Here is an 18,690-nt window from a genome sequence, read left to right as displayed (position 1 = left end):
GTAGTTTTCAGGGATTTTGCTTTTTAGTTTTTTTTGAAATAATGTTCTATCTTTTTAAAATCTCGATTGTAACATAAACAACGCCACTTTTTTTATTCGAAGCAATATCCATAAAAGCCCTTTTGCTTAAGTCAATTTCTCTTCCTTTAACAAATGGTCCTCGATCAGTAATTTCAACTAAAACGAATTTTTTATTTATTTCGTTTGTGATTTTAAGTTTTGTTCCGAATGGGAATGTTTTGTGTGCGGCGGTTAAGTCATTATTATTGAATTTTTTCCCGCTCGCTGTTTTTCTGCCGTTAAATTTATCATGATAGTACGAAGCATGAGCGTTTTTCTTGTATAATACACTTTCTGTGGCCGGGGAACATGAATCGTTAGGAGTAATGTTTTTTTGTTGTGCGCTTGCACCGACAAAAAATAACAAGGCAATAAATAGTATAATTTTTTTCATTTCATTTTCTTTTCCATTGCCGGCAAAAAAAAGCTATTACAGAAAAACAGATATGTTCAAGAAGTTTTATTTATGTCAGAAAAAGACAAAATTTTAAGATTTTGTAGTGTTTTTGATGAGAAAAATGAGAATAGGAATGAACAGGAAGCTTAAGGATTATTGCTATTTTGGGCTTTCTAAAAACTATAACTATTACAATCTATCAAACCACAAAAATGAACATTCTTATGAGTAAAAAAATAATCTCATTCTTTACAGTATTTATACTTATGCTGGTACTATGCAGTTTTTCATCTTATGCAGATAATGACAAAATAGAAGGGAATAAAAAAATTGAGCGAAAAATTGTTTACAACAAAAAGAAGCATAATATTATTTTATTATGGTCGGCTTTTGGTTCTTCTGGAAATTATGTAATTACAAGAGGAGGAAGTCGTTTAGCATCTGATTTTATCACTGTGGGTTCAACTTCTACGCTTTCCTTTACAGACAATAAACCAAATGCTGATAAATACGAGAACTATTATAAAGTTACTCGTAATTCGATAACAGTTATCATTTCGTTAGAAAACCAAATTTTTGGTGACAATATGTATTTCTATGATAGGAAATACGAAAAGGCAGCAACTGCACGTAATGAAATTAATTCACAGTTTGAATCTATTGGTTTAGGCGGCTCAAATGGTGAATGGACAACAAAACGTCAGGCATACTATTTTAAACCAAATATCAATGGACAAACATACGATTCTGGCGGATCGGGCTCTGCTTCATCGGCAGAAGCTAACTCAATAGAATTAGGATTTTACTCTCATATTGGCGGTTTAGGAAAAGTTCCGTCAGATGTGAAGTTAGGATCGATTTTCACGAAACCGCATCTTTCGGGTGGAGCAAATGCTACTTGTACTTTTTGGCGTTCTGTAGAAAATGTAGAAGTAATGCGAGATTTTGCATGGACGGTTTCTCAGTCAACCAGTGCACGAAGAATGCTGATTGAAAGTACCTCAAAATATATTTCAGATATTGGCGATACGAATTTTTGGGGCAGTGGTGGTTTTATTGCCGATATTCATTATGCTTCATCCCGACCAAATTGGGGCGGACAACAGCAATGGTATACTCGAAATACTGTTTTTCCTTCGGGTTCAGGAGCGATGGGTGGTTCATATAATATGGTTTGGCAAGGTTGTGTTAATGCTCCAAAGGAGGATGAAGCTAATTCTCCCATTTCTGCTACACCTATTATTAGAGAAAAACCTTTTCTATTTATAGATAAGGACGGCGAGTACAAAGTATTTGTTCCTGCATGGCAAAAAGATAGGGTTGGAATTTCTTGGTCGGCAGCAGATATGGGTAAAGGCGAAATTCAAGATTTGCTTACTAATTGGTATGTTGCCAAAGAAGGTGATACTGATCTGGAAATTAACAATGCGCTAAAAGCTGGTAAAAATATATTCTTCACTCCCGGCCATTATTCATTAAATGCTCCTATCCAAGTCAATAGAAAAGATGCCGTACTTCTGGGTGCTGGTATAGCTTCTGTAACATTAGAGCCTACAGAAAAAAATACTTGGGGATGTATTTATGCTGATGATAAAGACGGAATTATCATTGCGGGACTTCTTATGGATTCCCTTAATAGTACAACTTATCAAATTAGAATTGGAAACGAAGGCGCAAATAGCGACCATTCTGCAGATCCAATTCTGCTTACCGATATTACTTGCCGAGTAGGAGGTGTTCAATCAAAAAATATTCAGATTCAGGCTTCTATGCAGATCAATAGTAGTAATGTTGTGGGTGATCACTTCTGGCTTTGGCGAGCCGATCATGGTTCGCAGCGCGGTGGCGATGCACGCTGGTTAAGGGATCGTTGCAAGAACGGACTTATTGTTACTGGAAATGATGTTACACTTTACGGTTTGTTTACCGAACATTATCAGGAATATGAGGTATTATGGCTGGGAGAACGAGGTCGAACTTATTTCTTTCAAAACGAACCGCCATACGATGCTCCAAATCAAGCAAGCTGGAGTAGTCAAGAAGGCAGAGTTGCTGGTTATGCTGCTTTCAAAGTGGCAAATTCTGTAAAAGAACATCAAAGTATTGGAATGGGGTCTTATGCTGTTTTTACGGGAACGGACGGTAATGTGAATAAGAAAAATGGTTTTGAAGCACCTAATAGTCCAAATGTAAAACTCGAAAAAATGTGTATCACTCGTTTTGCCGGTCCAGGTAATATTCAAAATGTTATTAATGGAATTGGCGGCAGCACAGCAACTGGTACAAAACGCTTAACATTATATAATAATGGAGAAGGAACACAGTCTTATGATGAAGAATTTAATTTGCCTAATCGGGAATCTTATCCTGCTTATATAAATATGGAGAAATAAATGGAATTGATATATATTGGAATCTAGGATTAGAAGAAAACAAAAAAGCCGAACATTTCTGTTCGGCTTCCGTCGGGGTGGCAGGATTCGAACCTGCGGCCTCCTGCTCCCAAAGCAGGCGCGATAACCGGGCTACGCTACACCCCGATGATGTATTGTGGTACTGCCCGAAAGCGGATGCAAAGATATAAATAATTTTCGTTTACAAAAGGAAAAAATGAAAATAAATAAAACTTATTTGAACATAGTTATTTAGGATTTATTTTAGCTTTAATTTTTTATAATAAAGTTTACATTTGCATCACAAAAAAACTATACACATTATGTCAGATACAATAGAAAAAATTAAATGCCTTATTATAGGTTCTGGCCCTGCAGGTTATACTGCAGCTATTTATGCAGCTAGAGCAAACATGAATCCGGTTTTATATCAAGGAATGCAGCCTGGAGGCCAGTTGACTACAACTAATGAAGTAGAAAATTTTCCAGGGTATGTTGATGGAGTTACAGGACCAGAAATGATGGTTCAGTTACAAGAACAAGCTAAACGTTTTGGTGCAGATATCCGTGACGGCTGGGCAACAAAAGTTGATTTTTCTGGCGATATTCATAAAGTTTGGATTAACGATTCAATCGAATTACATTGTGAAACTGTTATTATTTCGACAGGTGCTTCTGCTAAATATTTAGGATTACCATCAGAGCAGCACTATTTAAATATGGGCGGCGGAGTTTCTGCGTGTGCTGTATGCGACGGTTTCTTTTACAGAAATCAAGAAGTGGTAATTGTTGGAGCAGGTGACTCAGCTTGTGAAGAAGCTCATTACTTATCTAAACTTTGTAAAAAAGTAACAATGCTGGTAAGAAGTGAAAAATTTAGAGCTTCTAAAATTATGGAAGAAAGAGTACGTAAAACAGAAAACATAGAGATTTTAATGAATCACGATACTGTTGAAGTTTTAGGTGACAGCAATGTAGTACACGCTATTAAAGCTTTAAATAAAACTACTGGCGAAGTTGTTGAAATTCCAGCAACTGGTTTCTTCGTAGCAATTGGACACAAACCAAATACAGATATTTTTGCAGATTACATTACACTTGACGAAACTGGATATATCGTAAATACTCCAGGAACATCTAGAACAAATGTAGAAGGTGTATTTGTAGCCGGTGATGCTGCAGACCACGTATACCGTCAGGCAATTACTGCTGCGGGAACAGGATGTATGGCAGCTTTGGATGCTGAAAGATATTTGGCTTCTAAAGAGTAAAGTTTCAAGTTTCAGGTTTCAAGTTTTCTTTTGTTTCAGATTATTGAGACTTTGAAATCTTTACAATAAAAAAATCCCAGTCTAAATTTTAGGCTGGGATTTTCTTCTTTTATTAATATCTTAATTTCAACTTGAAACAAGAAAAACTTGAAACAAAAGGTTATTTAACCTTTTTGAATAATTTCGCTTCTTCAGAAAAACGAGTTAATTCGATTTTCGGATTTCCAAAAAGAGAAAGTTCTGCTTTATCTCCAATAGCTAATGACAGTGTTGTTTCTGCAAAAATAGTTCCTACAGAATAATTTTCAGCTGTAACATTTGCTTCTTTCAATGTAAATTTTGTTCCTGTAAAAACAGAATTATTATCTAATCTAATAGTTGCTTTTTCGGCGATTCCCTCGATTGCTGCGGTTGCTTTTTGATATAAATCACATTTGAATTTTATAGCAGAAACCAATGTTTTAACAGAAGCATTTTTACTCAATTGCAAACTTCCATCATCAGATTTTAAATTCAATTCTGTTTTAGATTTGTCATCGGCAATCAATGTGAATTTTTTTGCATTAACATTTAAGAATAACTTAGAAAAATCAACGCAATTCATCGTTATATCGTCTAATTGAAGTTCTTGTATAGCATATACAACAGCTTCATTTTTAGCAATTACTTTATTCAGCGATTTTGTGTAAGTAACACGAACTGATAATTTTTTAAAAATAGACGATTCCTTGTTCGTATATAACCTTAGTGTTCTTTCTCTTAAATCCATTCCAACAATATCGTGTAAGTTATCGTCGGCTTCAATTTTAATTTCATTTTTCTCTCCTTGTTCCAAATAAACTTCCAGATTATCGTCGACTTCAATGGCGTCAAAACTACCAACTTCTTTTATAGAAGTCGTTACAACCTTAGAACCTTTAATTTTTTCTCTCTTTTGAGCGAACGTCAATGTTGTAACCAATAATAATAGGAGCAGCGCTGTACTTTTTTTCATTAATTCTAGATTTGATTTTGACAAATATAAAAAAATCATCCACTTATGATGAATGATTTCTTTTATATTTAACAGTTAATCTGTTTTAGCTTTTGCTGATGTTTCCGCCAGAGCTTGCTTCTTTTTCGACAGTTTTTGGAGTACCAGTATAGTTCACATTTCCGCCGCTTGAGGCTTTAGCTTTTAAAGTTACAATTGAATTTACATTAATTGTACCTCCACTAGAAGCCTGTGCTTCAACCTCATTTGCTGCCAATTTATCTGCTTCGATACTTCCTCCGCTAGAAGCTGAAGTGCTTAGGCTTAAAGCTTTACCTTCTAAAGTAACAGAGCTTCCGCTTCCAGAATCTACAGAGATCTTATCAGATTCGATAGCAACCTGCATAGATGCAGCGCTTGAACTCTCTAAAGTGATATTTTCTCCTTCAATAACGTTTTTGCTTTGAACAGATGAAGCACTTGAAGCTTCAATTTTATCAATAACAGGCATTTTTACCGTTACTTTTTTCATTGTAATGTTACGGAAAGAACTGTATTTACAGCTAATTACCAATGTTCCGTTTTCAACTTTTGTTACAATTTCTTTTTGCAGATTATCGTCAGCCTCAACTGTCACTTCTGTAACATCAGATTGCTCAATAACTAAATCAATAGCATTGCTGACTGAGACATTTTTAAAATCGCCTTGTACGGTTCTTTTTTCTGTTGTTACATTACCGCTTCCTTCTATTGAATTCATGTTAAAATTACAAGATGCAAATAATAGAGCAGTAACAGTGGCAATTACAAATTTCGTAATATGAATGATTATTTTTATCATGGCTTAGTTTATTTTGATTATAACTCCGTTTTTGTCAGTGGTTAGCTTTCCTTTAGTTTTTTTTCCGTTTATAACTTCTTTTCCGTTAATTTTAACCGAAACTTCATTGATAGTATCCGTGTCAGTAGTATCTACTTCTGAATCGTAATCATTAGTGTCGTTATCTTCTGCAGGACAATTTAAACATCTCACTTTTGATCCTTCAACTTTATAATTGTAATCTCCGTCATAATTTAGATTGAAGAAATCATCATCAGAATTGTAGTAATCTCTTATTGATGAATCTGGTTTAATTAATTGCCCTTCTGGTACATATAAGTAAACATCAACTTCTTGTCCTCTAAATTTGTTTTTAACATCTGTCAGAAAATAATTATCCAAAATTAATTGATTTCCGCTAATTTGAAACTTATAATTAATTTTTTCTGCTCTTTTTTTAGCATTTGTAAAAGAATTTCCTCTTGCACTTTTTTCTACCTGAATAAATGGAGCATTTTCATCAGTATGTAAGATATGTAAGCGAACATCATTTGAATAAATTAAATCATTGTTTGCTGAATCTTGCACAAATTCAAATTCTCTATAATGATTCAGACTCTTTGTGTAATAATCGTTGTATTTAAACTTGATATATAAAGTATCTGCTGGTTTGATTGCAAATACTTTTTTCTCTACAATTTTATTATCGTATGAAATTTCAGTTGCCTGTTTAATTCCGATACTTGTAAGAATTGCGATTGAGATAATCCAAACTGCTAAAAGTGTGTATTTTGTAATGTTTCCTATTGATTTCAAGTTTGGAGACAACAATTTAAATCCTAAAAGAGTTAGAAAGAAAAACGGGATTCCAACAGCAAAGAACATTAATAAACCGAATGACCAAAGAGGATATTCTGTAAAGTTTCCTGCTTCAACAAAATTCTGCCAAGGGAAGTCTATAAAAATATTAGTTCCCAAAGTAAAAACACCAATCAGCAGCATCACCAACGTCGAAATTCCTGATATGATTAGGACTACTCCTAAAAATTTAGCAAAAATTTTAAAAACCGTCATGACAAAGTCTCCAAATGAACTACTTATTCTCCCAGCTCCCGACTTTACCTGATTTCCCATTTTGTCATAATCTGCATTTTTGAATTTATCAGATAATGATTCAATTTCTTCGCGAACTTTTTTTTCGATGTTTGAAATTGTTACCGGTTCTCCTGTCATCTCTAATTTTTCTGTCGTTGTAACCGCTTCAGGCGTTACAATCCAAAGAACGAAATAAGCTAAAATTCCAGTTCCAAAACCTGCAAAAACAAAGATTAAGAAAATGATTTTGATCCACACAGCGTCAATTCCAAAATAATGACCTAAACCTGTAGCCACACCTCCAATCATACCTTTTTCTTTATCACGATATAATTTTTTGTGTTTTCTAGCTCCAAAATCATTATGAGATTGATTTCCATTTTCCTCGTCTTCAATTCGGTAATCTTCAGGTTGTCCCATCACCGTAATCACTTCATCAACGTCTTTCAGTCCAACAACATGTTTTTCGCTTTTTTGTTTTTCTGTTAATAATTCAGAAACACGCATTTCGATATCTTTAATAATTTCATCTTGTCCAGAAGAGTTGTTCAGTGATCGTTTTATTGCGTCAAAGTAGCGTGTCAATTTTAAGTATGCGTCTTCATCGATATGAAAAAACATTCCGCCTAAGTTAATATTTACTGTTTTGTTCATGACTTATTGATTTTGATTGGTGATTAAGTTTACAGCATCTGATAATTCTGTCCAAGTGCCGCTAAGTTCGTTTAAAAATGTTTGTCCTATTTCGGTTAATCCATAATATTTTCGTGGCGGCCCTGAGGTCGATTCTTCCCAGCGATAATTTAGTAAACCGTCATTTTTCAGTCTAGTTAACAACGGATAAACGGTTCCTTCTACAACTAGTAATTTTGCGTTTTTTAAAGTGTCTAATATTTCAGATGTATATGCGTCTTTTTCTTTTAATACAGATAAGATGCAAAACTCAAGAACACCTTTGCGCATCTGTGCTTTTGTGTTTTCAATGTTCATAATTTCATTTTGTTTTTTTTTGATTGAACAATTCGTTTTTTGATTGATGATGATGATTGATGATTGATCTCGAATTTATTCTATTAGAATGAGTTCGTATAACGTATAACTTTTAACCTTTTCGATGATTACTTTATAAAAGGAATCGTAAGCGGATATTTGTATAATTCTCCGTTTGAAGCTTTTATAGAAGCATAAATCACTAAAAAGAATTCAGCAAATTTTAGTAATCCAAAAAGCACTACAGCTGTAATTCCTACACTTAGCATTCCAATATTGGCTTGGAAATTAAAATTTCTGATGTGAATATCATGGTCATTAAAAACAGCCTCCATCGGAATATTCTGCAAGAAAACAGTCAGGAAAATTGGTATAGCGATAAGTGCTAAAATCAAAGTGTAAAGCAATAAGCTTAACTGAAAGTTCAAAGTCTGTTTTCCGTGATGATCTACAAATTCAGATTTGTCTTTATAGTTTGTCCAAATGATTAATGGAAAAATATAGTTTCCAAACGGAATGATGTATTGACTTAAAGTACTCAAATGAGTAAATGTTGCTGTATTCTTTTCTGATGTGTTTTCCATGATGAGTGGTGTTGTTGTTTCCATGATTAAAAGCATATAGTAATTTCTTATGCAAATATATGTCTAAAAAACAGTATCTTGTTTTACATAGTACTAAATATTAACAAAAAATTAACAATTTTAGTTAACGAGATTTATGTTTAAAATATTGAAAATCATTTGCAAGTATTGATTTTGTTAGGATTTCATTCCTATTTAAAGAATGTATTGTGCGTGCATAGTTTTTTTGTATTTTTACTAAAAAAATAAAACACATGGCACTTTCAGTTTCAAAACTCAATAAATTTGTACTATTCAAATTACCATCAGCATACATATGCGGCGTGCGTGTAAAAGCAATCGATGACGACAGATGTGTGGTTAGTGTAAAACACAGATGGATCAATCAGAATCCGTTTAACTCAATGTATTTTGCAGTTCAAGCTATGGCGGCGGAATTGACAACGGGAGCTTTGGTGATCTCACAGATTCAACAAAGCGGTAAAAAGATCTCTATGTTGGTTGCCAACAATAAAGGAAACTTCACTAAAAAAGCAACGGGAAGAATCACATTTGTCTGCAACGACGGACATTTAATTGCTGAAGCGATTCAAAGAACTATCGAGACTGGAGAAGGACAGACATTCTGGATGAAATCTACTGGAACAAATGAAGAAGGAGTTCAGGTTTCTGAAATGGATTTTGAATGGAGTGTAAGATTAAAATAGTTTATTAGTCACGAATTAAGATATAAAAAAAAGACCTCAGTTGAGGTCTTTTTTGTTGAAATACTAATTTCAATTATTTTTTAATACAACAAGATTTTTTGTCTTTTTTATCCGTTGACGTTTTTTTACAGCATGATTCTTTTTTTGCTTTTTCTTTTTTAACAGGCGCAGCATCTTGAGCATTTACGCCAATTGTAAATAAAGCAACGGTAACGATTGTAATAACTTTTGTCATTTTTAAATGTTTTTTAGTGTTAGAAATTATAATTGGTGATTCAAATATAAATTGTTTCTTATTTGTGAGAATAATTTGACTGTTAATGTTTTTGTAAAAGTCATTTTGAAATTAAAAACCATAAGCAATTTTGCGCTCTTTATACTGCCCTTTTTCTATAATCCAAACCAATTCATAGCTTCCAGCTCCATCACTATTAGCAGAAGAAATGTATAAAGTGTTAGAACTCTGGTCATAATTTATTTTTGTATTAAAAAGGCTTGGTTCAAATAAATCCTCGAAAGCATTTTTAGGAAGCTCAATCGCTTTGGTTCCTATTACTACAGTTATGGTTTTAAACGCTGTTTTAGGTATTCTGCCATCAGTTCCCCAAAATTGTCTTCCGTTGATTTTCTCTAGAAAAGATTTGTCTTTTGAAAAAGTGAGCTTTGCTGTATTTGATTCAAAATTTTTACTTTCGATACTAATCGTAAGGTCGTCTTTCTGGAAAACTACCTTAGTTTTAGTTTCTTTTACTAATGGAATTTTTGCGAATTCAGATAAATATTTAATTCTGTCTTTGTATAAATAACCACTTAAATCCTTATTGTTTTTAGAATAATCGATGTTGATCCAATTGTTTTTTGGTTCGAAACAATATACTACAAAACCGTTGTTCAATTTGTCTGAAATGTTATTTCCTTTTGAATCTTCAGTTCTAATATTTACAGACCCATTGTGATCTTTAATTATTGCAAATTGAGCATAGGCATTATTAAAATAGAAAACTAGTAGAATAGAAATTACTTTCATCTTTTAATTATTATTGCGATTATATGATCTCTTTATTAAAAATTGAATAAAAATTATGACCAATATGATTATGGATCTCAAGATTTCTAAACCTATCAATCCAACAAAAGGCATTCCGCAGTGAATTTGTCCGTTTGATTCCGATTGCAGTTTGTTTGAAAGTATTTTAAACGCAATGATGAAAAATATAAATTGAGAAAGAAAGGTAATTAAACAGACTTTAAAAAAAGTTAGTTTTATGCTTTCGCCAATCGCTTTTCTTCCAAATATAATTTGAAAAATCATTGGTAAAGCTAGTAATAAAAGGAAAAGAGTTTGGTTCATGAAGTTAAGAGTATAATATGCTTATTTCAAAAGTAATGCCATTATGCAATCCATGCTTTTTCTATTTTGTCAATTACCCATTTCTCTTCTACTTTTTTGATGAAAATTCGATATTTGTAAGTGCACATATCACCGCAATTGATTTCTGCAGTAAGTAAGCCGTATTTTTTTTCGTCATCAAATTGAATTCTACTTAAAATGAATACTCCTCGTACAGAATAACAACATTCGTTATAAAATCTTCTGTCAGTTCCACATGGTATTCTTGGAACGTAATGAAGCTTAAAAGCTTGATAAGAATTCAGTTTTTTTTTGTTAAATTTATAATTAAGAGTATCTAAAGTATTGTCTTCTGATGGTATAGCATCTTTGAAGTGTTTTTGAAGTTCTTTAGAATTGTCCCTTACAACTGTTTTATCCAAAAAAACAAGATCAACAGGAAATTTCTTTTTTTTAAATTCTGCTAATTCTTTATTGAATCTTTTGTTTGATTCATTTCGTCGATTCAGTGTATATTCTGAAGGATCTATTCCTGGTGGTGGAGGCGGGACGTAAGTTAGCATAGCATTTACCCAAACAGAATCAATTAATGCAGGATAAACTTCATACATTACATCTTTTTCAAATTGTAAATCATTTTTTTTGTTGCAACTAAGTAATAAAGTGATAAACAACAAGTAGATAAAATATTTGTAGAGATTTTTAAAATTTAAAAAAGACCATATAGATTTTTTAGTTTTTTTTACTTTTTCATCGTGATAATTATATATCCCTGTTCCATCGTCGTATAATTTTGGATAGGAATTGAAAGATTCTATAAATGTAATAAGTCCTTCTATTCCTCCATATGGATAAGAATATGGATCATATACAATAACACCTTTATTATCTATTTTTTTTAAGTCAATATATTCTATTTCATAATTAATAACCAATAAATCAATAAGCGAATAAAAATGCCAATTAGTATCCGTATCTTTTGATGTGTCAAATTTTGGTTTTAAGTCCGAATCAGAGAATGTAAATTTTTCTAAAGCATATTTAGGAAATGTCTCAATCCAAAATTGATCATCTCTTTCAACATGATTGTTTTTAGAATCTTTTATTATTTCGAATACACTTTTTAAGTCTTCAAAGTTCGTTTCATTTGTAAAATCGAATTCAATATAACAATATTGATCTTTCATGATGGCTTATTTAAGAGTAATAATAAAAGTTAAATTGATTCCTTTTTTTAAGCTAATATATGATTTATAGTGATTTTTCGTTCTTTAAATTTTATTTAATAATTCAAATTAACCCCAAAGCCAATTCCCATGTCGCTGTCATAATGTGTTGTAATTCCGAAGTTTCGGGCAACGATATATTTTAAGCCAGCCATGTATTCTTTATCTGTATTCCACATCAAATTCATTCGAAGTCTTTGCGAAAGCGGAATATCTTTTCGTTCAAACTGTAAACGAACATTTCCATCCGTATAAACCTCAACTTGTGCTTTTATGAGCATTGGTAAATTATATTCTACACCCGCACTAAAAACCGAACGATTGTCTTTGGTATTACTTTGTCCAAAAAGATTCTGTTCCTGTTCGTCCATTCCCATTTTGCGATAACGCCAGTCAAAACCTATAAAAGGCATTAACCATTGATTCTTTCCAATGTAACGTCCAATATGAGTTTCCGTTTCATAACCGTGTTTGTCGTTGTAACCCAATCTCCATTCCGTTCCAATGCTCCAACGGGTGTTACTGAACATCGCTTCACCATCATTTCCGTTACTGGCAAAATCATTTTCTGCCATAAAATGAAACATACGGTCGTCCATTTTCAACATTTTGAAAGCCATTTCAGGATGATGAATCAACGGATTTGGTGCTGAATTTTCGTAACTGAAAATTCTCCCCATTCCAGCCATCATATGATATAAAATATGACAGTGGAAAAACCAGTCACCATCAGCATTTGCCTGAAACTCGATTGTGTCGGTTTCCATCGGCATAATATCAATGACATTTTTTAGCGGTGAATAATCGCCATGTTCGTTTAATATTCTAAAATCATGTCCGTGTAAATGCATCGGGTGGCGCATCATCGAACCATTGTATAAAACAATACGAACGTTCTCTCCTTTTTTAATTAAAATCTTATCGGTTTCAGAAACTACTTTATTATCCAAACTCCACACATAACGATTCATATTTCCAGAGAGCGTAAAGCGCAATTCTTTTACAGGTGCATCTTTTGGAAGATTGGTTTTAAAAGGCGATTTCAGCATTCCGTAATTCAAAGTCACAATTTCGGAGGTTTCAGTGCTGTCACTTTTCATTTCCATCCCTTCCATATTATGACCAGAATGATCCATTGGTTTCGAATTTTCGTCTTCGCCCGAAATTTCGGGATACATTACGGCATTCATGTCCATTTTATTCAAGGACATATTCATACCCATATCGTTCATTTCGCCGTTCATTTTCATCATATCGTTCATCATTTTCATGCCTTCAAAATACTTAAGTTTTGAAAGATGATGGATGGGCTGTTTTTTCCCATTTCCTAAAAATAAAGAAGCAGATCCTGTTCGATCTTCGGCTGTAGCCAAAAAAGCAAAAGATTTATTATCTTCTGGAATTGTAACCACAACATCATAGGTTTCAGAAACGGCAATAATTAAACGATCGACTTCTACAGGTTCAACGTCATTTCCGTCACTAGCTACAACGGTGATTTTTCCTCCGCCGTAAGTCAGCCAGAAATAACTGGAAGCGCCTCCGTTTGCAATTCTTAAGCGGACTTTCGAACCGGGTTTAAAATCAGAAAGCTGTTGCTCGTTTTTACCATTAAGAAGAAACTTTTCGTAAAAAACATCGCTAACATCCATGGCATTCATTCTCTTCCATTCGTTGGTAACCTTGGTTGAAAAATGTCCTTGTTTTAACGCTTCGGCGTAACTTTGCGTTGTTCCTTTTTTGATAGCAAACCAATCGTTGGCATTGTGCAGCATTCGCTGAATATTTTCAGGTTTCAAATCCGACCACTCGCTTAAAATAACTGGAATTGTCGGTAAATCGTCGATTCCCTTTCTGATTGTTGAATCGTCTTTTTTCTTATTGATGATAAAAAGTCCGTACAAACCAATTTGTTCCTGAAGACCAGAATGGCTGTGATACCAATACGTTCCATTCTGAATAATCGGAAAAGAATATTTATGAGTTGTTCCAGGCTCAATCGGCATTTGAGTTAAATACGGAACACCATCTTCTTTATTGGGAAGAAATAATCCATGCCAGTGCATTGAAGTACTTTCTTTTTTGAGTTCGTTATGAACATAAATTTCGGCAATATCACCTTCCGTAAAAGTCAAAGTCGGCATCGGAATTTGTCCATTCACGGAAATCGCTCGTTTTTCTTTACCCGAAAAATTGACAATGGTATCACGAACGTGCAAATCGTAACGCACCACTTTTTGGGCTTTCAGCTGAAAAGCAATTAAGAAAAGTATAAAGAAGTATTTAATTTTCATGATAAATAATAATTTTAAATCGTTGGTCTAAATTGAACACAACTTATTTTTAACACATAGAGACATAGAGTTTTATGTCTAAAAAGAGAATAAAAGAAACAAGTTTCCACACATAGCTATGTGTATTGATGCAAGTGAAACGCCTTTACGCACAATGCAAAACTATGTTTCTATGCGTTGAAAATAATTACGTTCCAACCTACAATTTTAGATTTCGCAATCGCAGAGCATTTACAATTACCGAAACAGAACTCAAACTCATTGCAACCGCGGCCAACATCGGCGAAAGCAATATTCCTAAAAATGGATATAAAATTCCTGCTGCAATTGGTACGCCTAAAGTATTGTAGATAAAAGCAAAAAATAAATTCTGTTTGATATTTGACATTACAGCATGGCTGAGGTTTTTTGCTTTTACAATTCCGTTTAAATCGCCTTTTACTAAAGTAATTTTTGCACTTTCAATCGCAACATCAGTTCCTGTTCCCATCGCAATTCCGATATTGGATTGCGCTAAAGCAGGAGCATCATTGATTCCGTCACCTGCCATTGCCACAATTTTCCCTTGTGCTTGAAGGCGTTCGATTTCTTTCAATTTATCTTCCGGAAGGCAATCGGCTTTGAAGGAACTTAGATGCAAATGTTCAGCAACGGCTTTTGCGGTATTGTGATTATCGCCCGTCATCATGATAACTTCAACACCTTGATCTATTAATTCTTTAATGGCTTTTGCACTATTTTCTTTGATGGCATCGGTAATGGCAACAAAACCTAAAACTTCTTTTTCAATTGCGATATATGAAATGGTTTTTCCAAGATTTTGCTCAGCAGTTACCTTACTTTCTAAATCATCAGCAACAGAAGCGCCTATTTCTTCCATTAATTTTTTATTTCCTAAAGCGACTTTTTTGTTTTCTATCGTTCCTACAACACCTTTTCCCGCTATGGTTTCAAAACCTTGAACTTCTTTCAGAGAACTGTTTTTTGCTTTAGCGAAATTGACTACAGCTTGCGCCAAAGGATGTTCACTATGTTGATTCAAAGAAGCTATGTTTTCAAGCAGAAAATCTTCGTCACTATGAATTGCATAAATTTTTTCTACAGATGGTTTTCCTTCGGTAATTGTTCCTGTTTTATCGGTAATTAAAACATCAATTTTATTCATGTTTTCTAGGGCTTCGGCATTTTTGATCAGGATTCCGTTTTGGGCACCTTTACCCACGCCAACCATAACGGACATTGGAGTTGCTAACCCAAGTGCGCACGGACAGGCAATAATTAAAACGGCAATGGCATTGATTAATCCGTAAACGTAAGCGGGTTCTGGACCAAATTTTGCCCATGCAAAAAAGGTTACAATCGAAATAATAACAACTGTAGGAACAAAATATTTAGAAACACGATCGGCTAATTTCTGAATTGGAGCGCGAGATCTGCTGGCATCATTTACCATTTGAATAATTTGCGACAACATGGTTTCTGAACCAACTTTTTCTGCAATCATAACAAACGATTTTGTACCGTTTATAGTTCCAGAAATTACCGCATCGCCCGTTTTTTTATCTACTGGAATTGGTTCTCCCGTAATCATAGATTCGTCGATGCTGCTTTCGCCAGAAGTTATTTTTCCGTCAACCGGAATTTTTTCTCCAGGTTTTACACGAAGTAAATCGCCTTTTTTAATATTGTGAATAGAAATTACTTTATCATTTCCATTTTCGACCAAAGTGGCTTCTGTCGGCGCTAATTTTAATAATTCTTTTATGGCTCCATTAGTTTGTCCGTGTGCTTTGGCTTCTAATAATTGTCCTAATAAAACTAAAGTGATAATAACAGTCGCAGCTTCAAAATACAAATGAATCGTTCCGTGATGCGATTTGAACTCTGCTGGAAAAATATCTGGAAAAAACATTCCAACAATACTAAATAGAAAAGCAACGCTGGTTCCAATTCCAATTAAAGTAAACATATTTAAGTTCCAAGTCACAATAGATTTGTAAGCGCGAACGAAAAACATCCATCCTGCATAAAACAAAACAGGAATCGAAAATAAAAGCTGAACCCAATTCCACTTTTCGATAGACATTATAGTATAAAGTGGATTATTCGGAATCATTTCTGACATAGAGATAATGAAAATTGGAAGCGTAAACAAAATCGCAATTTTCATTTTTTTCAATAGATCAGAATAAGTTTTGTTTTCTTCACTTTCAGAAGCCTGCATCGGAACCAAATCCATTCCGCAGATCGGACAGTCACCTGGCTCGTTTGAAACAATTTCCGGATGCATCGGACAAGTAAATTGCGTTGCTGTTATGGCAACTTGTGGTACTAAATCCATTCCGCAGACTGGGCAGTCTCCGGGTTTGTTATACGTTTTGTCGCCTTCGCAATGCATTGGGCAGTAATAAACACCATTTGCGCTGTGCTGATGTACTTTTTTAGTTTCTGTTTTATGATGATCGTGATTGTCTTTTTTATGACCCGAACAGCAAGATTTAGCAGCTTCGCCATGATTTTTAGGAGAATCCATTTCAATAGTATAATTTCCCGCCGCAGTTAAAACTTCTTGGAATTTTTCGGTTGGAACATGTTTGTCCATTGTTATGGTTGCGGTTGGTGGATTCAGAGTTACTTCTGCCTGAACGCCTTCAACTTCATTTAAAGTTTTTTCGACTTTGGTTCGGCATCCGTTACAAGACATTCCTGAAATTATATATTGATGAGTCATTGTATTGGTTTTTAAGTATTACAATGCAAATTTCCGAAGTATCGGTGAGTTCGGTTTGTATAATTTTGGGAATGATTTGTAATATTTACTAAAGGGGTAAAAATGGTTTTTATTTCTCGCAGATTCCGCAGATTGAAAAGATTTAATTTTAATAATCTAAAGGATATCTGCTCAATCTGCGGAATCTGCGGGAGAATAATTTTTCGTATTGAGAATTATATATTCTCGATCTGAATACGTTTTTTATCTTTCGATTGTTTGAACGAAGTAGGAGTAAAGCCTGTAATTTTTTTGAATTGATTGCTCAAATGTGCCACATTACTGTAATTTAAAATATCAGCAATTTCACTAAGAGAAAGCTCATTGTAAATCAATAATTCTTTTACTTTTTCGATTTTCTGACTGATGAAATACTTTTCAATCGTCGTATTTTCAATTTCAGAAAAGAGATTGCTCAGCGAATTATAATCCTGATTTAGATTTTCGGCTAAATAATCGGACAAATTGATTTTTAAATCATTGTTTTTATGATGAACCAAATCGACAATTAAGTTCTTTATTCTTTCGACGGTTTTTGTTTTTTTATCGTCAATTAAATCAAAACCCAAAACTTGAAGGTTTTCTAATAGAACTTCTTTTTGCTCGTCGCTGATTTCTTTTACCAGTTCCACTTCACCCAATTCAACAGAAATAGTTTGAAGTCCGAGTTTTTCGAACTCAGACTTCACAACCATTTTGCATCGGCTGCACACCATATTTTTGATGTAAAGCTTCATATTATTTAATCGTTTCTACCACATTTCCGCAAGTCAGCATAGAAGAACCGTAATACGGATTTTTAACTGCTTTTTCTTTGCTCAACCAGTCAGCATCTGCCATTGGGCAATATTGCTTGTAGATTAGCTGTTCTGGATTAGAAACTTTTATAAGATCGTAAGTGCTTTTAGATAAAGATTTAAAAGTCTCGCGTTGTTTCTTAAGATCTGTTGTTGCTGAAATACTTTTAGCATCGGCAGTTAGTTTTTTAACCACTTTCATCCAAACCGTATGTTCGTTGCTTTTTAGTTTGTCCATTTTTACTGCAGTAATCGCTGTCAGTAAGTCTTTGGCTTTCGCCGAAGTCAATTTGCTGTCACTTTTAATAAGGGCATCTTTTACCGTAAAATAAGCATCATAAACAGATTGAAGCTGACTCGCATCAACGATTTCTGTTGTTCCCGATTCTAATTTTGCTGTATTTGCCTGAATGTTATTTGCACTACATAATACGGTAAGTACTGTTGCTAAAGCTATGATTGATTTTTTCATTGTATATAATATTTTGGTAAAGGATTTTATTTCCTTTAAAATTAATTAAAAATTTCGTTTTAAAAAAGACCCAATATGGGCTGTCATAAATACGATAATTATATTTTCGGCTTGAGCCAAATAGAAGTAAATCCAGAAGAAATTGTAGAATTACTGTAAGACGAAATAGTGTTTTTTAAAGAAAAATTGAAAACATCATTTTGTAAATCAAGATCATTTGAAGTCAAAATAACAAATTGCAGTGCAGAAGTTGTGCGGCCAGAATGACGGCATTTTCCGTCACAATTATGTTTTTCCTGTTTTGAAGTTTTCTTTTCACAGCATTTTCTAGAGCAGCTGTTTTCTTCTTTAGAAGCCATTTCTTTATGATGCACCATATTGCATGCGTAAGTATAACTCGGAGTCAAAAAGAAACTGAGTGTTATAAAAAGCAATATTATATGGATTTTCTTTTTCAAAGAAATTGGTTTTTAGAAGTACAAATTTAGTT

The 18,690-nt window shown here is 33.6% G+C and carries 17 protein-coding genes and 1 tRNA gene; 3 read left to right on the top strand and 15 right to left on the bottom strand.

Annotation, left to right across the window (positions count from 1 at the left end; translation table 11 throughout):
• Window positions 1-46: 46 nt before the first annotated feature.
• On the bottom strand, window positions 47-454 hold the full coding sequence (locus tag HYN86_RS00990) for a septal ring lytic transglycosylase RlpA family protein (RefSeq protein WP_113676383.1): 408 nt from the start codon (window positions 452-454) through the stop codon (window positions 47-49).
• Window positions 455-681: 227 nt separating this feature from the next.
• On the opposite strand from HYN86_RS00990, the gene HYN86_RS00985 reads away from it, so the two are divergent.
• Window positions 682-2,850 (top strand): pectate lyase family protein, encoded by a 2,169-nt coding sequence (locus tag HYN86_RS00985; RefSeq protein WP_113676382.1) that lies wholly within the window; start codon window positions 682-684, stop codon window positions 2,848-2,850.
• Window positions 2,851-2,922: 72 nt separating this feature from the next.
• On the opposite strand, the gene HYN86_RS00980 is transcribed toward HYN86_RS00985, so the two are convergent.
• Window positions 2,923-2,997: transfer RNA gene (locus tag HYN86_RS00980), tRNA-Pro, on the bottom strand.
• Window positions 2,998-3,173: 176 nt separating this feature from the next.
• On the opposite strand from HYN86_RS00980, the gene trxB reads away from it, so the two are divergent.
• Window positions 3,174-4,121, top strand: a complete 948-nt coding sequence (gene trxB, locus HYN86_RS00975; protein WP_113676381.1) for a thioredoxin-disulfide reductase — start codon at window positions 3,174-3,176, stop codon at window positions 4,119-4,121.
• A gap of 160 nt (window positions 4,122-4,281) precedes the next feature.
• On the opposite strand, the gene HYN86_RS00970 is transcribed toward trxB, so the two are convergent.
• The 5 genes from HYN86_RS00970 to HYN86_RS00950 all read right to left on the bottom strand — a co-directional run bounded on the left by HYN86_RS00970 (window position 4,282) and on the right by HYN86_RS00950 (window position 8,607).
• Window positions 4,282-5,115: a GIN domain-containing protein gene (locus tag HYN86_RS00970; RefSeq protein ID WP_230406414.1), complete on the bottom strand. Its 834-nt coding sequence runs from the start codon at window positions 5,113-5,115 to the stop codon at window positions 4,282-4,284.
• An 85-nt stretch (window positions 5,116-5,200) separates the two neighbouring features.
• A complete protein-coding gene (locus HYN86_RS00965; RefSeq protein ID WP_113676379.1) occupies window positions 5,201-5,935 on the bottom strand; it encodes a head GIN domain-containing protein in 735 nt (244 codons plus the stop codon).
• 3 nt (window positions 5,936-5,938) lie between these two features.
• Window positions 5,939-7,663, bottom strand: coding sequence for a PspC domain-containing protein (locus HYN86_RS00960; protein ID WP_113676378.1), 1,725 nt, complete (start codon window positions 7,661-7,663; stop codon window positions 5,939-5,941).
• 3 nt (window positions 7,664-7,666) lie between these two features.
• Window positions 7,667-7,999: a PadR family transcriptional regulator gene (locus tag HYN86_RS00955; RefSeq protein ID WP_008464689.1), complete on the bottom strand. Its 333-nt coding sequence runs from the start codon at window positions 7,997-7,999 to the stop codon at window positions 7,667-7,669.
• 128 nt (window positions 8,000-8,127) lie between these two features.
• A complete protein-coding gene (locus HYN86_RS00950; protein ID WP_230406413.1) occupies window positions 8,128-8,607 on the bottom strand; it encodes a DUF4870 domain-containing protein in 480 nt (159 codons plus the stop codon).
• Window positions 8,608-8,837: 230 nt separating this feature from the next.
• On the opposite strand from HYN86_RS00950, the gene HYN86_RS00945 reads away from it, so the two are divergent.
• The gene (locus tag HYN86_RS00945) at window positions 8,838-9,290 is read left to right on the top strand and encodes a DUF4442 domain-containing protein (RefSeq protein WP_113676377.1); all 453 of its coding nucleotides are present in this window, start codon (window positions 8,838-8,840) and stop codon (window positions 9,288-9,290) included.
• Window positions 9,291-9,363: 73 nt separating this feature from the next.
• On the opposite strand, the gene HYN86_RS20920 is transcribed toward HYN86_RS00945, so the two are convergent.
• From HYN86_RS20920 to HYN86_RS00905, 8 genes are all read right to left on the bottom strand, one after another.
• Window positions 9,364-9,525, bottom strand: coding sequence for a hypothetical protein (locus HYN86_RS20920; protein WP_162789241.1), 162 nt, complete (start codon window positions 9,523-9,525; stop codon window positions 9,364-9,366).
• A 111-nt stretch (window positions 9,526-9,636) separates the two neighbouring features.
• Complete coding sequence (locus HYN86_RS00940; protein WP_113676376.1) at window positions 9,637-10,317, bottom strand: hypothetical protein; 681 nt, start codon at window positions 10,315-10,317, stop codon at window positions 9,637-9,639.
• Between the two features lie 365 nt (window positions 10,318-10,682).
• Window positions 10,683-11,828, bottom strand: a complete 1,146-nt coding sequence (locus HYN86_RS00930) for a hypothetical protein (protein ID WP_113676374.1) — start codon at window positions 11,826-11,828, stop codon at window positions 10,683-10,685.
• A gap of 95 nt (window positions 11,829-11,923) precedes the next feature.
• Window positions 11,924-14,161, bottom strand: coding sequence for a multicopper oxidase family protein (locus HYN86_RS00925; protein ID WP_113676373.1), 2,238 nt, complete (start codon window positions 14,159-14,161; stop codon window positions 11,924-11,926).
• 199 nt (window positions 14,162-14,360) lie between these two features.
• Complete coding sequence (locus tag HYN86_RS00920; protein WP_113676372.1) at window positions 14,361-16,892, bottom strand: heavy metal translocating P-type ATPase; 2,532 nt, start codon at window positions 16,890-16,892, stop codon at window positions 14,361-14,363.
• A 215-nt stretch (window positions 16,893-17,107) separates the two neighbouring features.
• A complete protein-coding gene (locus HYN86_RS00915; protein ID WP_113676371.1) occupies window positions 17,108-17,668 on the bottom strand; it encodes a helix-turn-helix domain-containing protein in 561 nt (186 codons plus the stop codon).
• 1 nt (window position 17,669) lies between these two features.
• Window positions 17,670-18,200, bottom strand: a complete 531-nt coding sequence (locus HYN86_RS00910) for a DUF3347 domain-containing protein (protein WP_113676370.1) — start codon at window positions 18,198-18,200, stop codon at window positions 17,670-17,672.
• Between the two features lie 98 nt (window positions 18,201-18,298).
• Window positions 18,299-18,658 carry a hypothetical protein gene (locus tag HYN86_RS00905; protein ID WP_230406412.1) on the bottom strand — a complete coding sequence of 120 codons (360 nt, stop codon included), beginning with the start codon at window positions 18,656-18,658 and terminating at the stop codon, window positions 18,299-18,301.
• Window positions 18,659-18,690 lie beyond the last annotated feature (32 nt).

Source organism: Flavobacterium fluviale (assembly GCF_003312915.1).
Lineage (GTDB): Bacteria > Bacteroidota > Bacteroidia > Flavobacteriales > Flavobacteriaceae > Flavobacterium > Flavobacterium fluviale.
The sequence above is the reverse complement of the archived record's forward strand: the minus strand, read 5'-3'. Positions and strand labels throughout refer to the sequence as shown.